Genomic DNA, 13881 nt, shown 5'->3' with positions numbered 1-13881 from the left:
CTCACCGCTCCCACGGCCGCTTCGACCCGACCCCGGAACCTGACGCACCGGTTTCCGCACTGCCGGCTGGCCCGGATACTTGACCATCGCTGGGCTGCGAGGCGCCGGCGCCGTCCTCCGCGGACAGCCGACGGATTCTGGCACGGCTGCCGCCCAGGGCCTCGTCATGAACCTGCAGGCTGAGCGTCAGTGTCTGACGGCGCGTGACCTCGAACCCGCCGCCCGCCTCCGCACCGGCCTTGACACCGGGAAACCCGACCTCGACCTTCACCTTGCCGTCAGCATCGCGGCGGAACTCCACATCCAACGTCAGCTGTGCCTGCTCCACCTCGAACCGCAACTGCTGGCCGGCCCCGTCGTCCTGCGCGGCATACAACTCACGCCGCAGCTCCTTCAACGCTTCCGCCAACGTGACCTTTGCGTCCACGGCAACCCCCACGTACCGCGCCGAAACGGCGCCCCCGAAAACAATCAGCATGTCCCATTCGCGGTGCTGCCCGCAGCACTTTCCCACGGATCCACGGACGCCCCGGGAGGGGCAGTTGGCCTGCTGCCCCCGGCAGGATTCGAACCTGCGACACCCGCTTCAGGAGTTCGATCAACTGTGCGTCACTGCATGCCGCGGTAGGGGATGCGAGGGCAGGACGATCTGCAGGAGACCGTGGGCGTTCACCGTCGTTGATGTCAGATGTGGATGTCAGGCCGGCCGGGGCACGATGCTCACCGCACGGTAGTCGTACCCGTCCTGCTTGAAGCCGGGTGCCTCCCACGCGAGGTCCACCTGTTGCCCGGGTGACAGCGTGCGGAAGCCGGTCGCTTGGATGTGGGAGTAGTGGCCGAAACAGCCGCCAGGGGTCTCGGGGCAGTCGAGCACGCCCCACCCTTCCTCGTCGTTCCACTCACGGACAGTCGCAGTCACCATGGACGGCACCCTACGGGCATGGCCTACGCCGGGGCACTTGGTGTCTCAGCTTGGAAAGCTCATGGCGCGGGTTCGATTCCCGCCATCCGCTCTTCGGACGAAGCCTCAGGTCGAAAACCTGAGGCTTCGTCGTTCGCGTGCCGCCGACCCGAGCGCACGCGTACGGCACGTCCCTGCGGCTCAGCTCACCGCCTGCTTCACGAGTGCGGCGATTCGCTCCTCCGCCTCGGGTGTCACCTCGGTCAGCGCGAAGCCGGCCGCCCACATCGTGCCCTCGTCCAGCTGCGCCTGGTCGCTGAACCCGAGCGTCGCGTACCGCGCCTTGAACTTCTCCGCGCTCTGGAAGAAGCAGACCACCTTGCCGTTCAACGCGTAGGAGGGCATCCCGTACCAGAGCTTCGGTGCGAGGGCCGGGGCGTTGGCCGTGACGACGGCATGGACGCGTTCGGCCATGACGCGGTCCGAGTCCTGCATTTCGGCGATCTTCGCAAGCACGTCCCGCTCCGCCTCCGCCGCCTTCTCCGCAGCCGTGGCGCGGCGCGCGGCCTTCTTGAGCTCCTGTGCGTGGTCCTTCATCGCGGCCCGCTCCTCGGCCGAGAACCCCTCGTGCCTGCCGCTTTCGGTGTTGCTCATGGTCACCCCCTGCTGTTATCGGCACGGTCCGTGCCGATCGAGACGGAATCCTGCGCCAAACCCTCGACCCTGTCAACGGCACGCTGCGTGCCGATATGCTGGGACCATGTCCAACACTCCCGTCTCACCGCGACGCCGAGGCGCCGCCCGCACCGAGGAGCTGCTGCGGGTGACCCTCGATCTGGCCGCGGAGTCCGGCTACGCGGGCCTGAGCATCGAGGCGGTCAGCCGACGGGCAGGGGTGGGAAAACACACGATCTACCGGCGCTGGCCGTCCAAGGCGGCGCTGCTGCTCGACGCGCTCAACCATGTGTGGGCCAACGACCTGGACTACCGCGACACCGGGGACATCCGCGCGGATCTGCGCGAACAGTTCATCCGTTCCGGCTCGGCCCTCTCCCAACCGCCGATCGGCCCCATCTATCGCGCCGTCATCGCCGAGGCCCAAGCCGATTCCGCGCTGCGGGCGACCCTGCACGAGCGCTTCCTCGCCACCGTCGAGCGGAGCACCCTCGACCGGATCACCCGCGCCCAGGTGACCGGTGAACTGGTCGCGGACGCGAACCTGGAATTCGCCGCCGAGGTGCTGTGCGGCACCTTGTACTACCGCAGTCTGCTGTCGACCCGCCCCATCGACGAGACCGCGATCGACAGCTTGCTGGGCATGTTCATGGCCGCCTACGGAACCACCGGCAGGTGACCGGTCAGGATTCGAGAAGCGCCGACCGCCGCACCGTCCCTAGCGTGAGGGCATGGCATCCATCGCATCCCTGACCCTCGAGGTGGCCGACGTCGAGGCCGCCGAACGCTTCTACACGGCCTTCGGCCTGCACGGTCGGCTCCGCCTGCGGGCCTCCGAGGCACCCACCACCGGCTTCCGCGGCTACACACTGGCGCTCACGGTGTCCCAGCCCGCCGACGTCGACCAGCTGGTCGACGCCGCTCTCGACGCCGGCGCCACGCCGCTCAAGCGTCCGGCGAAGTCCCTGTGGGGCTACGGCGGCGTCGTCCAGGCGCCGGACGGGACGATCTGGAAGATCGCGACCTCGGCGAAGAAGAACACCGGCCCGGCCACCAGCCGGATCGACGAACTCGTACTGCTGCTCGGAGTCGCCGACATGGCCGAGAGCAAGCGGTTCTACGTCGACCACGGCCTGACCGTGACGAAGAGCTTCGGCCGCATGTACGCCGAGTTCGCCTCCGGGCCGGGCCCCGTCAAGCTGGCCCTGTACCGGCGCCGCGCCCTCGCCAAGGACCTGGGTGTCGCCCCCGCCGGCACCGGATCGCACCGCCTCGTCATCGGCGGCAGCACCACCGGAGACCTCACCGACCCGGACGGATTCACCTGGGAAGCCGCCGTGGCGGCACCCGCACGCTGAACCGACCGACACCCGTGCCGACTTACCGAAGGAACCATGATGACCGCGCCCTCGCGTGAGCTCGACGGGAGACTGCGGGTCACCCGCTGACCCCTGGAAGACGACATCGACCGGTGGCTCGCGACCTCGGCACGCCGGACGGCGCCCACCTCGTCTCCCTGTCGTTACTGTGGGGCGTACAGGCCTCCTGCGTACCCACGAGCCAGCACGGCCCCGGGGCCGTGCCACTCTCGTACGCGGTGAGCAGTGCCGACCGGAACACCATGGGCCGGGGCGATGTCGCCGACGGTGGGGACGTCGTCCTCGCCGGGCAGCATCGTGCCGTCCTTGGTGGCGTTGGCGAGGTCCTTCGTGATCGCTTATCAGCGAGCGAGCTCGCGTGGTTGGGTCGCTTCCACCTTGATGGTTCGGATGATGGGGCCCACGGCTGTGCCCGCCGGGCCTGTGGCCTCGCATTGACCGCACAGGGCCTCCGCTCCGGCCTCGGTGGCCACGAGGACCGCCCGCTCGCGCAGTTCATCGGCTTCACTGGTCGTGCGGCTCAGCCCTGCACGTGCCGACGCGTCCGTTCGAAGGGCCTGACCTTTCACGGCTGCGGCTGCAGTTGCTGGCCACGCAGCCGACGATTCCGCCCACCCATAGCTTGATCATTTATCAGACGAGCTCTTGTCGGGATCTTGTTGCAGCATCCTGGTCGGAGACGACTCATGCGACTGTGCGGTGGGGACGTTGCACCTGTGCCGCATCACAGCCTTCCATGAATTCCCCTACTGAGGCCTGCAGTTGGGTGCTGGATCGGTTGTTCCGCGCCCGCGTTCGGCCTCGGCACCTCCCACCGCTTCTCGACCAGCCTGCGCGCCCCCGGACCGGGTCCCGCATCAGATCGGGCGCCTTGCTTTCGGGCCTCGCAGCCTGAGCGGTGTGCGGCTGAGCGGCTGCCATGTCCACCGAGTCCTCGTGCGGTCACCGCCCCGGTGACCTGTACGACGACTGTGACGTGTCTCACCGGAACTCACCCGCACCGCACGTCAGTTCAAGACGTGACCACAGATATGCGAACCCGGGTGCGAAACGGAGATCCGGAGGCCTTCGCGGAACTCTTCGACGAGTGCGCCCGCGCGGTGTACAACCACGCCTTCCGGCTGACCGCCGACTGGTCGCTGGCCGAGGACGTGATGTCGACGACCTTCATGGAGGCGTGGCGGCGCCGGGCCTCGGTCGAGGCCGAAGGTGGCTCCCTGCGGCCGTGGCTGCTGGGTATCGCCACCAACGTCGCCCGCTCCCACCACCGCAGCAACCGCCGCTACCGCAACGCGGCGAGCGCCGCGGCCGCCGCGCACGCCGCCGAGGAACGGGTCGAGGACCACGCCGAGGAGACCGCCGGACGCCTGGACGACCGGCGCCGTATCAACGCCACGGTTACCGCCCTCAGCCTGCTCAAGCGCCCCGAGCGTGAGGTCCTGACGCTGTGCCTGTGGGAGGGGATGGAGTACGCCGAGGCGGCCCGCGCCCTCGGTATTGCGGTCGGCACCGTCCGCTCCCGCCTCTCCCGCGCCCGCACCAAGCTGCGCAAGCTCGCCGATGCGCAACTGCTCGGAGAAAAACGGGAACCCACCCGCACGAACCGGCAGATAACAGGTGATCGCGGATACGCGGTCCGGTCCGCACAGGAAGGAAACCGATGAACGCCAGCCCCTCCCACCGGCCCCACCCGGCCGAGTGGACGGAGACGCAGAGTCTGCTGCCCTCCGCCGAGCGGGATCTGCCGGCGGGCCGCCACCAGTTCCACAAGGAGCAGATGATGGCCCGGATCCACGAAGACCTCCGCACCTCCTCCCGTACGTCCGCCACCTCTCCGGTCGCGCCCGTGCAGCGCTCCAACCCGTTCCTGCGCCGTACGATCCTCCTGCCCGCCGCGGCCTTCGCCCTGGCCGGCGCGGTCGCGGGCGGCCTCGTCCTCACCGGCGGCGGAACCGACGGCGGCAGGACCGCCCTGGCCACCGGCCCCGCACTGACCACCAGGATCGGAGTCGCCGACGCCAAGGGCGCCCCCCAGCTCCTCGACCGCATCTCCCTGGCCGCCGCCGACACCTCCGCACCCACCCCGCGCAAGGGCCAGTACATCTACATCGCCTCGAAGGTGGCCGACAGCTACATCAAGACCGACGGCGACAAGAGCAAGGCGGTCAGCGACGAGCTGCACTCCCGCCAGGTCTGGAACTCCCTCGACGGCAGGGACGGCTGGCTGATCGAGGCCGGCAAGACGGGCGACAAGGGCATCACCCTGAAGAGCGACACCCCGTTCAGCGGCGCCTACGACGCCCTGGCCGGGCTGCCGACCGACCCCGAGGCGCTGCTGCGGCGGATCTACCGCGCGTCGGACGCCGTCCGGGACCCCGAAGTCCCGCGCGACCAGGCCGCCTTCGTCGCGATCGGCGATCTGCTGTTCGAGAGCTACCCGCCCGCCGAGGTCGGCGCCGCCCTCTACAAGGCAGCGGCCAAGATTCCCGGCGTCGTCGCGGTGAACGACGCGGTCGACGCCACGGGCCGGCACGGGGTCGCGATCGCGCGGGAGAACGCCGGCGAGCGCACCGAGTGGATCTTCGACAAGAAGACGCTGCGGTTCCTCGGCGAGCGCGTCGTGGTGGTCAAGGCCACGGCGGGCAATCCCCTCAAGGTCGGTACCGTCACGCACACCAGCGCGATCACCGAGCGCGCGGTCGTCGACGGCAGCAAGCAGGTCCCCGGGCAGGCGAGCTGAATGCGCGACAGAACCACAAGCGCCTCGCTGGCCGCCCTGCTGGTGGCGGGGCTGATGACGGGCGTCTCGGTGGCGGCCACGGGCTCCGGCCTCGGCCTACGGACGCAGGACACCGCCACGGTCGCGGCGCCCGGCGGCTCCGCCCTCGGCGCGCGGACCGCGGGCTCCGCCTCCGCGGCCGGCCGGTACGTCACCCTCCTCACCGGCGACCGGGTCCGGCTGGACGCCCGGGGCCGGGTGACGGGCGTACGGCGGGCACCGGGCCGTGAGCACGTCCCGGTGTCCGTGCGCGGCGTCGGGGGCGATCAGTACGTCGTTCCCGCCGACGCCGCCGCCCTGATCGGCCAAGGCCGCCTGGACAAACGGCTGTTCGATGTCAGCGGCCTGATACGCGCCGGCTACGACGACACCCGGCGCGGCACGCTCCCGCTGATCGTGTCGTACGAGGGCAAGTCCGCCCAGCGCAGGAGCACCCAGAGGTCGCTGGTCGCGGACGCGGACGCCACAGTGCGCCGGGAGCTGCCCAGCGTGGCGGGCGCCGCGCTCACCGTGCCCAAGGCCGGGGCCGACGACATGTGGCAGGCCCTCACCGAGGGGAAGGGAGTCGCGCGGGTCTGGCTGGACGGCCGGTTCAAGGCGCCGGCGGACGAAGACGGCGCGAAGGCCGGGGAGGCGGGCGGCGGCGTCGCGCAGATCGGCGCCCCGGCCGCCTGGGCGGCCGGATACGACGGCAAGGGCGTCAAGGTCGCCGTCCTGGACACCGGCGTCGACACCACACACCCGGACCTCGCCTCGGCGGTGAAGGCGTCGAAGGACTTCACCGACACCGGCAGCACCGACGACATGGCCGGCCACGGCACCCATGTGGCCGCGACGCTGGCGGGCTCGGGCGCACGGTCCGGCGGCCGGTACAAGGGTGTCGCGCCCGGTGCCGGGATCCTCAACGCCAAGGTGCTGGACGACAGCGGCGAGGGCAGCGACTCCAGCGTCATCGCCGGCCTGGAGTGGGCCGCCGGGCAGGGCGCCAAGGTGGCCAACCTCAGCCTGGGCCAGGAGGACACCCCGGGGGAGGACCCGGTCGAGGCGGCGGTGAACGCCCTCTCGAAGAGCACCGGCATGCTCACCGTCGCCGCGGCCGGCAACGAGGGCCCCGACGCGGGAACCGTCGACTCCCCGGGGGCCGCGGAGTCGGCGCTCACCGTGGGCGCCGTCGACGGCGAGGACCGGCTCGCCGACTTCTCCAGCACCGGCCCGACCGCCGACAGCGCGCTGAAACCGGACCTCACGGCGCCGGGCGTGGACATCGTCTCGGCGAGGGCGGCGCACGGCCACATGGGCGACCCGGCCGCCGACGGCTATGTCTCCATGTCCGGTACGTCGATGGCGACGCCGCATGTCGCGGGGGCGGCCGCGATCCTCGCCCAGCGGCACCTCGACTGGACCGGCGCACGGATCAAGCAGGCGCTCACCGCGTCCACCACCCCGACCACCGGCGCGACCGGCTACCAGCAGGGGACGGGCCGGGTCGACGTGTCCCGGGCACTGAAGGGGGCGGTGGCGAGCGAACAGACCTCCGTGTCCTTCGGCAAGCAGCTGTGGCCCCACACCGACGACCGGCCGGTCACCCAGCACATCACCTACCGCAACGACGGCGACCAGCCCGTCACCCTGGACCTGACGGCCACCGCGACCGGCCCCGGAGGCAGCACGGCCCCGGAAGGCATGTTCACGCTGAGCACCCCACAGCTCACCGTCCCGGCGGGCGGCACCGCCGGCGTCGACCTCACCGCGGACACCCGCGTCGAGGCGGCGGACGGCGCCTACTCGGGCACGCTGGTCGCCACCGCGCGGAACGGCGCAGACCCCGTGGCCGTACGGACCGCCTTCGGCGTCGTACGGGAGGCCGAGGCACACGACCTCACCCTGAAGTTCCTCGACCGCGGCGGCAAGCCCGTGAGCGCGCCGCTGACCGAGATCCTCGGGTACTCGGGCACGTACTGGACCACGAACCTCGAGGACTCCGAGCAGATCTCCAAGGGCGTGTACCGGGTGCGGGTCCCGCGCGGCGACTACGTCGTGGACACCCTGATGGAAGACGCCAGGGGCACCTCCGCGCTGGTCCGGCCGCGGCTCTCGCTGACCGGGGACACCACGGTCGTCTTCGACGCACGCAAGGCGAAGCCGGTCCAGATCACCGCGCCGCAGGGCGCGAAGATGTCCGACGGCCAGCTCAACCTCGCCGTGGGCACAGGGGACACCGGGAGCGAGCCGCACAACACCACCCTTTTCCTGGGGGCGTTCAAGAACCTGCGCACCGCGACCCTGGGTCCGGCCTCCCCGGCCGGGAGGCTCAGTACGCAGCTCGGCGGCCTGTGGCAGAAGGGCAGCACCACCTACCACCTGCTCTACAACCTGCCCGACCGCTTCCCCACCGGCTATCGACACACCACGCGCATGAACGAACTGGCCCTGCTGAAGCGGAACTTCGGCTCGTCCGTCGCACACCGCAAGGGCATCGTCAACGTCCTGTGGAGCGGCCCCACCCTGTCACTCGGCACGGTGAGCGCCCCCTTCCCGCTGCCGACGACCGCGAAGATCTACGTCACCACGCCCAAGGGCTTCAAGTGGACGGCCAACCTGGGCCAGCGAAACGCCTCCGGAGACGACGATGACGTCTTCTACGGCACGGAGAGCGCGAAGTCGTACCAAGCGGGCCGGACCTACGCGGCCACGTACAACGTCGGTGTCTTCAGCCCGATCACCGGCGGCCCGTACGGCGCACGGCGCGACGGCGACACCCTCGACCTGTGCGTCCCCGACCTGGCCGACGGGACCGGACACCCCGCCTACTCCACAGCGAAACGCCACACCACGGTCACCGCGGACGGCAGCACCCTGCTCGACAACGACGGCGACCTCTGCCAGACCGTGGAGAAGCTCCCGTCCGCCCCGGCCCAATACACGATCCGAACGAACCTCACCCGCCCGACGAGCGTGGCCACGACCACGAGCCGCCTGACAGCGGCCTGGACCTTCACCTCCAGCCCGTCCGACTCCGGCTCCCTGCCCCTCTCCACGGTCCGCTTCCACCCGAAGCTGACCCCGACCGGCACGGCCCCCGCAAACCGCCGCATCACGATCCCCCTCTCCCTCCAGGGCCCGGCGGCCACCGACCTGAAATCCCTGACGGTGAAGGTCTCCTACGACGCCGGCAAGACCTGGTCCCCCGCCCCGGTGACCACCACCCACGGCAAAAGGACCCTCACCCTGACCCACCCGGAAAACGCCCGCTCGGTCTCCCTCGAATCCACCCTGACCGACACCGCCGGCAACACCTACGCGGTGACGATCCTGAAGGCATACCTCCTGACTTGACATGGTTTAGACAAAAATGGGGGATTGGCCTCCGAGTCCACCGAGAAGGACCCGGCGGGCCGGCAGTGGCACGCGTGTGGCAAGGTGCCCGAAACGGCCAAGGGCCAGCCTGGGAGGGAAACCCTCCTGAGCTGGCCCTTCTGTCTGTGCCCCGGCAGGATTCGAACCTGCGACACCCGCTTTAGGAGTTCGATCCGAGCGCGCTCTGTACGCAGCCGTCGGCTGGTGCGACGGCCGGACAGAGACGCTGGTGTACGCCTCCGTCCGGCGGCGTTGGCTCAGAGATCGTCCGGCCACAGACGGAACGCCGTGTGGCCGGTCAATGGGCGCACCATGCGGAAGTGTCGGCGATCCAGGGTCAGGATCGAATCCGTGAGGTACTCGGACGCCATGATCACGTTCATGGTGTCGGTGATGCCGATCTGCGGATACCGCAGCATGGTCACCAAAGCGGTGGAAAGGTGCGGCTCGATCTCGGGCACCGCATACCGCCGTGCGGCGACGCGGTCGCGAATGTGGGCCAGTGCCCCGTGCGCGGCCTCAGGCCCGATCCGCGAACTCAGCAGATAGTCGAGCTCCGCCAGCACCAGCGGCGACACCACCACATGGGCGGCGGCGGCCACTGCTTCGCGGCACCGCCGATGCTCCGAGTCGCTTCCGTCGTAGTACGCGTACAACCCCGATGTGTCGGCGATCAGAACGGTCACGCGCCGAAACCCTTCAGGTAGTCGCCGCGTCCCGCATCCCAGTCCACGGCCGAACCGCTGTGGAACACCGGAGCCTCATCGTCCGGGCCCATGGGGTCCGTCGGGTACGGGGCGACACCCTGGTCCCCCACCGGAGCCAGTATGGCCACAGGCCGCCCGTTCTTGGTGACCGTGATGCGCTCGCCGCGTTCGGCGGCGGCGAGGATCCTTGAGGCGTTCTGATTGAACTCACGCGCGGTCGTCTCCATGTAGTACACGGTACTACTTCTCAGTGGTGAGCGCTGCGGCGAAGCCCGGGGTGGGTGACGGGTGGGAGGGTGCGGCGGCCGGTCGGCCTTTCGTCGGCAGGACGTACTCCGCCCAGACCGTCTTGCCGGGGCCGCCCTGGCGCGGGTGTCAGTCCCAGCGGTCGGCGAGGTGCTCCACCAGAAGCAGGCCGCGGCCGGTGTCGTGGAGATCCGGGCGCGTTGCTACGACTGGTACGCCTTCGGTGCGGGTGTCGGTGACCTCGTTCCGTACGGTCGCGGCGTCGTGGGTCATCGAGAGGTGGAAGTCGCGGCCGGGGACCCGGCCGTGCCGGATGGCGTTGGCGGCGAGCTCGGCGACGATCAGCGTCAGCGCGTGGTGCGTGTCGCAGTCGTAGGGGATGCCCCAGGCGTCGAGCCGCTGCCCGGCGAGACGCCGGGCGAGCCGCGCACCGCGCGGGGTGGAGCTGAAACGCATCTCGAAGTGGCCGGCGGGGCTGGTCGGCCTGGCGCTGCGGCCGTGGGGAGCGGTCTCGCTGTTCATGGCACAACGGTCTCGACGGTGGCGTAGCGTGACCAGTGGTGACTCGCCGTCGCGTAGCGGTTGTACGCGACGGAGCGGAAGGCGTACGCGGCTCGCTGCGTGACCGGTTCCGGGCGGGCGAGTTGGGCCGCGGAACGGGGCCAGGGAGGCGGTGGAGCCGGTGGAGCGGGGCGAGGGCGAGCGGGAGGACGTCGGTCCGAGGCCGGAGGACGAGCCGGGATCGGGCGTGGTCACGGCGTTCGGTCGGCAGTTGCAACTGCTGCGGGTACGGGCGGGCCTGGAAAGGCCGGAGCCCCGGCAAGCTGGTGGGTTACGCGGGGCAGTCGATCGCCTCCTTCGAGCAGGGGTGGCGGATTCCCCCGCCGCGGTTCATCGACCGCGCGGACGAGGTGCTGGACGCCGGGGGCGTTCTGAAGGCGCTGAAGGCTCTGCGCCGGCCACTCCACCTACGCCGATCTCCGCGTGGGAGCCACCCGCCTCCTGGAGATCAACCGCACCCTGCCCGCTCCTGCCGACCGCCTCTATCTGGTGCTCTGCGAACCGCCCACCGAGGACTGGTCGGCCGACACCTTGTACGGCGTCTTCGGGGTTCACGTCCTGTGGCGCACGCCCGACAGCTGGGGCGGCCAGGAGGCGGAAACGGCCCTGGGCTCCGGCCAGGCGTAGCACAACGAGTACCAACGGCGTCAAAGATCGCTGGGTCGTGAGTTGCGGACGGTGGCGCGCGTGACGCGGGCAGGCCGTTGGAGGAGTCAGGGACAGCAGCCTGCAGGGCTCATGCGCCTGTGGACCGTCGGTCTGTGGCAGACGCTTGCGAAGTCCCTGATGGCGGAAGGGGACGGTCAGTAGTTGCTCGGCGGCTTCGTTCGTTACCTGGTGGGCGTACGGCCGACTGTCTTCCCACTGGTCTCGAAGTGCCGGCCCGGCCCCGGGTATAAGTAGATCGTCCAACGGCCCGACGTAGTGATTGCGTCGGGCTTCGCCCACGGCAGGACGGATGGCGCCGGGGGAGTTCTCGCCATGGTCTGCTCCTGCAGTCGTTCGAAGCTGACCAGGTGGGGCATCGCCAGGTACGCGTCCTCTCTCACCGGCAGGTGCCTGCGTATGTCAGTTCCGACGGGCACTTCACGTGCGTCCGCCACACCGCAGCCCCCCCCAGGGGGCCTCACTTGCTCAGAGGTGACAAGGGTCACGGCCATCCTCGGGTCTTTACTCGGCCTTTGCGAAGCCTGCGGTCGCGAACTGGTGACTGCTAACTAGGCTCGGACGTCCGGGCAGTCAACGGAGGGGGAAACGCCAAGTCATGAGTGACAGCGGCGAGATACTCGACATCAAGATCGCCGATCTCAAGGCGACAGCACCTCACTTCAACCATCAGAGCGTTGCTCTCGCACACGCCCTCACCAAGCTGAAGCAGGGGCTGGCTGCGGCGGGGTCGCCGTGGGGTGATGACGAGCAGGGCGAGAAGTTCCACAAGGTGTACGGCCCGCACGTCCAGCAGATCGAGCACTCCACCCAGATCTTGGTGAGCGGCTTGGCCAGCATTCACGAAGCCATGGTCGACATGGCGGACGGCCATATCGACAATGAGGAACTGGTCCGCGGCATGTTCAGCCGGATCCATGTCGGTCATGACACCAAGGGCGACGCCAAGTGAGCGTGGCCGACAAGGCCCGCAAGGTCGTCCAGGACCTGACGGGCATGTGGTGGCCGGACGCCGACGAGGACGGGTTGCGGGACGCCGCGAAGGTATGGAGAGACTTCGCCGACGACGTCGACGATGTCACCTCCGGTGCCAACAAGGCGGCTCGCTCGATCATCGAGCACAACAACGGCGAGGCCATCTCCGCCTTCGACGACCCCTTCTGGCGTCGCTACTACTACGACGGGCACGGCTGGCTGAAGGATCTGGCCGATGCCGCCCGTGACATGGCCAAGGCCCTGGACGCGTATGCGGACGCCGTGCACGGGGCGAAGAAGAAGCTCGAGCACGAGTTGGAGATCGTTGGTGCCACCCTGGTCGCGGGTACGGCTCTGGCCATCTTCACCGCGGGTATCTCGGAGGGCGCGGCAGCCGCGGCCGCGGCCACGGTCGCGGACTTGGCCGCCGGCCTGGGTGTCGCGGTGACCGAGGAGGTCGCCACCATCGCGGGCACCACGCTGGCCACGGCAGCCTTCGCCGGTGTCGAGTCCATCACCGTGGATCTCGCCGTCACCCAGCCCGCCTCCATCATCTTGGGTGAGCAGAAGGGCGGGCTCAGCCTCGACGAGGCACGTGAGGCCGGACTTTACGGGGCCTTCCTGGGCGGTGCCTTCGGCGGTGGTGGTGCAACTGTCCGGACCGCGCGTAACGCAGGTGGCTTCACGGAACTGCTCGGTGGCGTCCGACTGCCCGCGCTCAGCCCCGCGTTGGCCATGCCCGATGGTGCGGGCCCCGCTCTCGACGACCTCGGCCTGCTGATCAAGGGGGACGGTGAACCGAACGCCTGGCCGCGCAGCAAGCGTAGGGGGGCGGTCAATCCGAAGTACCGGTCCGACCTGGCGGGCGACGAAGGTAAGGGCACGGCAAAGTCGAAGCCCCACACGCTGGCGAAGCATGTCGACGTGACCACTCAAGATCTACGGGCCCGACTTCGTGCCAACCCCAGGCTCAAAACGGCCTCCCGCTACATCGACGACTGCGGTCGTGGGTGCACAGCTGATCTACATCGTTGGCGACCACGGATTGCCCGCGCTCGTGACCGAGGTGTGGGAGCCGTGCGGCGCCGCGGGCGCCTCGCTGTTCGTCCTGGCGCGCTGGCTTCGCCGCGTGCGTGGCGTTGAACTGGCTCCGCCGGAAGCTGAACAGTCGGACGAGTAGCCCCACAGGGAAGGTGACGTCCGAGCGACTGCCGTCAAATAGTGCCGTCAAAACGGCCCGGACCATGATCGGTCCGGGCCATTTCGCCTGGTGCCCCCGGCAGGATTCGAACCTGCGACACCCGCTTTAGGAGTTCGATCCGAACCCGCTCCCGAGGCCGTCGTTGACGGGTGCGACAGCCGGACAGGGGTGCTGGTGTACACCGTCGCCCGGCGTCGTTGATGTCAGCCGTGGATGTCAGAAGCCTTCTGATCCGTAGCTCTGTGCACAGCGCTTGTTGCTGGTCATACCGGTCCTGATACGGCTGTTCGAGGGTGCTACCGGTCGGGCTCGGTTGCTGGGGTTGCTGTACAACACTGCTGTACTCGCTACAGTTGATCAGTCTCGGGTGGGCGCCTGGACACTCGTACGCCTACGAACGATCTGGACGCCAGGGGCAGCGTCTGCTCGGCTCC

The 13881-nt window shown here is 69.5% G+C and carries 12 protein-coding genes and 3 pseudogenes; 9 read left to right on the top strand and 6 right to left on the bottom strand.

Going from position 1 to position 13881, the window contains the following annotated elements; translation table 11 throughout:
• Nucleotide 1: 1 nt before the first annotated feature.
• The 3 genes from ACFY0F_RS32875 to ACFY0F_RS32865 form a co-directional block, all read right to left on the bottom strand.
• Nucleotides 2-478: a trypco2 family protein gene (locus tag ACFY0F_RS32875; protein ID WP_388802564.1), complete on the bottom strand. Its 477-nt coding sequence runs from the start codon at nucleotides 476-478 to the stop codon at nucleotides 2-4.
• Between the two features lie 219 nt (nucleotides 479-697).
• Entirely contained in the window at nucleotides 698-922 is a 225-nt protein-coding gene (locus ACFY0F_RS32870) for a cold-shock protein (protein ID WP_388802561.1), read from the bottom strand.
• 180 nt (nucleotides 923-1102) lie between these two features.
• Entirely contained in the window at nucleotides 1103-1555 is a 453-nt protein-coding gene (locus ACFY0F_RS32865; protein WP_388802558.1) for an iron chaperone, read from the bottom strand.
• A 106-nt stretch (nucleotides 1556-1661) separates the two neighbouring features.
• Between ACFY0F_RS32865 and ACFY0F_RS32860 the strand changes: the two genes are divergently transcribed.
• The 5 genes from ACFY0F_RS32860 (at nucleotide 1662) to ACFY0F_RS32840 (ending at nucleotide 9070) form a co-directional block, all read left to right on the top strand.
• Nucleotides 1662-2255, top strand: a complete 594-nt coding sequence (locus ACFY0F_RS32860) for a TetR/AcrR family transcriptional regulator (protein WP_388802555.1) — start codon at nucleotides 1662-1664, stop codon at nucleotides 2253-2255.
• Between the two features lie 52 nt (nucleotides 2256-2307).
• Nucleotides 2308-2934, top strand: coding sequence for a glyoxalase (locus tag ACFY0F_RS32855; protein ID WP_388802552.1), 627 nt, complete (start codon nucleotides 2308-2310; stop codon nucleotides 2932-2934).
• Between the two features lie 1040 nt (nucleotides 2935-3974).
• Nucleotides 3975-4619 (top strand): RNA polymerase sigma factor, encoded by a 645-nt coding sequence (locus ACFY0F_RS32850; protein ID WP_388802550.1) that lies wholly within the window; start codon nucleotides 3975-3977, stop codon nucleotides 4617-4619.
• On the top strand, nucleotides 4616-5695 hold the full coding sequence (locus tag ACFY0F_RS32845) for a CU044_5270 family protein (RefSeq protein ID WP_388802547.1): 1080 nt from the start codon (nucleotides 4616-4618) through the stop codon (nucleotides 5693-5695). The genes ACFY0F_RS32850 and ACFY0F_RS32845 overlap by 4 nt, the downstream gene beginning before the upstream one ends.
• A complete protein-coding gene (locus ACFY0F_RS32840; RefSeq protein WP_388802545.1) occupies nucleotides 5696-9070 on the top strand; it encodes a S8 family peptidase in 3375 nt (1124 codons plus the stop codon). It abuts the gene before it with no gap.
• A gap of 278 nt (nucleotides 9071-9348) precedes the next feature.
• Here the strand turns inward: ACFY0F_RS32840 and ACFY0F_RS32835 are convergent, their stop codons facing one another.
• The 3 genes and pseudogenes from ACFY0F_RS32835 to ACFY0F_RS32825 form a co-directional block, all read right to left on the bottom strand.
• On the bottom strand, nucleotides 9349-9777 hold the full coding sequence (locus ACFY0F_RS32835) for a PIN domain-containing protein (protein ID WP_388802542.1): 429 nt from the start codon (nucleotides 9775-9777) through the stop codon (nucleotides 9349-9351).
• Entirely contained in the window at nucleotides 9774-10025 is a 252-nt protein-coding gene (locus ACFY0F_RS32830; protein ID WP_388802539.1) for a type II toxin-antitoxin system Phd/YefM family antitoxin, read from the bottom strand. The genes ACFY0F_RS32835 and ACFY0F_RS32830 overlap by 4 nt, the downstream gene beginning before the upstream one ends.
• Before the next feature lie 13 nt (nucleotides 10026-10038).
• A pseudogene (locus tag ACFY0F_RS32825) lies at nucleotides 10039-10500 on the bottom strand (ATP-binding protein).
• A gap of 292 nt (nucleotides 10501-10792) precedes the next feature.
• Between ACFY0F_RS32825 and ACFY0F_RS32820 the strand changes: the two are divergent.
• The 4 genes and pseudogenes from ACFY0F_RS32820 to ACFY0F_RS32805 all read left to right on the top strand — a co-directional run.
• Nucleotides 10793-10991: pseudogene (locus ACFY0F_RS32820) on the top strand (helix-turn-helix domain-containing protein); the annotation flags it as partial.
• Between the two features lies 1 nt (nucleotide 10992).
• Nucleotides 10993-11232: pseudogene (locus tag ACFY0F_RS32815) on the top strand (hypothetical protein); the annotation flags it as partial.
• Nucleotides 11233-11869: 637 nt separating this feature from the next.
• On the top strand, nucleotides 11870-12223 hold the full coding sequence (locus tag ACFY0F_RS32810; protein WP_388802537.1) for a hypothetical protein: 354 nt from the start codon (nucleotides 11870-11872) through the stop codon (nucleotides 12221-12223).
• Entirely contained in the window at nucleotides 12220-13389 is a 1170-nt protein-coding gene (locus ACFY0F_RS32805) for a hypothetical protein (RefSeq protein ID WP_388802534.1), read from the top strand. The genes ACFY0F_RS32810 and ACFY0F_RS32805 overlap by 4 nt, the downstream gene beginning before the upstream one ends.
• Nucleotides 13390-13881: the final 492 nt, after the last annotated feature.

It is taken from the genome of Streptomyces sp. NPDC001544 (assembly GCF_042894285.1).
In the GTDB taxonomy this organism is placed as follows: domain Bacteria; phylum Actinomycetota; class Actinomycetes; order Streptomycetales; family Streptomycetaceae; genus Streptomyces.
The sequence above is the reverse complement of the archived record's forward strand: the minus strand, read 5'-3'. Positions and strand labels throughout refer to the sequence as shown.

Excerpts from the sequence above, each read along its gene's own strand:
- ACFY0F_RS32875 (WP_388802564.1), bottom strand. The coding sequence starts at position 478 with ATGCTGATTGTTTTCGGGGGCGCCGTTTCGGCGCGGTACGTGGGGGTT.
- ACFY0F_RS32870 (WP_388802561.1), bottom strand. The coding sequence starts at position 922 with ATGGTGACTGCGACTGTCCGTGAGTGGAACGACGAGGAAGGGTGGGGC.
- ACFY0F_RS32865 (WP_388802558.1), bottom strand. The coding sequence starts at position 1,555 with ATGAGCAACACCGAAAGCGGCAGGCACGAGGGGTTCTCGGCCGAGGAG.
- ACFY0F_RS32860 (WP_388802555.1), top strand. The coding sequence starts at position 1,662 with ATGTCCAACACTCCCGTCTCACCGCGACGCCGAGGCGCCGCCCGCACC.
- ACFY0F_RS32855 (WP_388802552.1), top strand. The coding sequence starts at position 2,308 with ATGGCATCCATCGCATCCCTGACCCTCGAGGTGGCCGACGTCGAGGCC.
- ACFY0F_RS32845 (WP_388802547.1), top strand. The coding sequence starts at position 4,616 with ATGAACGCCAGCCCCTCCCACCGGCCCCACCCGGCCGAGTGGACGGAG.
- ACFY0F_RS32840 (WP_388802545.1), top strand. The coding sequence starts at position 5,696 with ATGCGCGACAGAACCACAAGCGCCTCGCTGGCCGCCCTGCTGGTGGCG.
- ACFY0F_RS32830 (WP_388802539.1), bottom strand. The coding sequence starts at position 10,025 with ATGGAGACGACCGCGCGTGAGTTCAATCAGAACGCCTCAAGGATCCTC.
- ACFY0F_RS32810 (WP_388802537.1), top strand. The coding sequence starts at position 11,870 with ATGAGTGACAGCGGCGAGATACTCGACATCAAGATCGCCGATCTCAAG.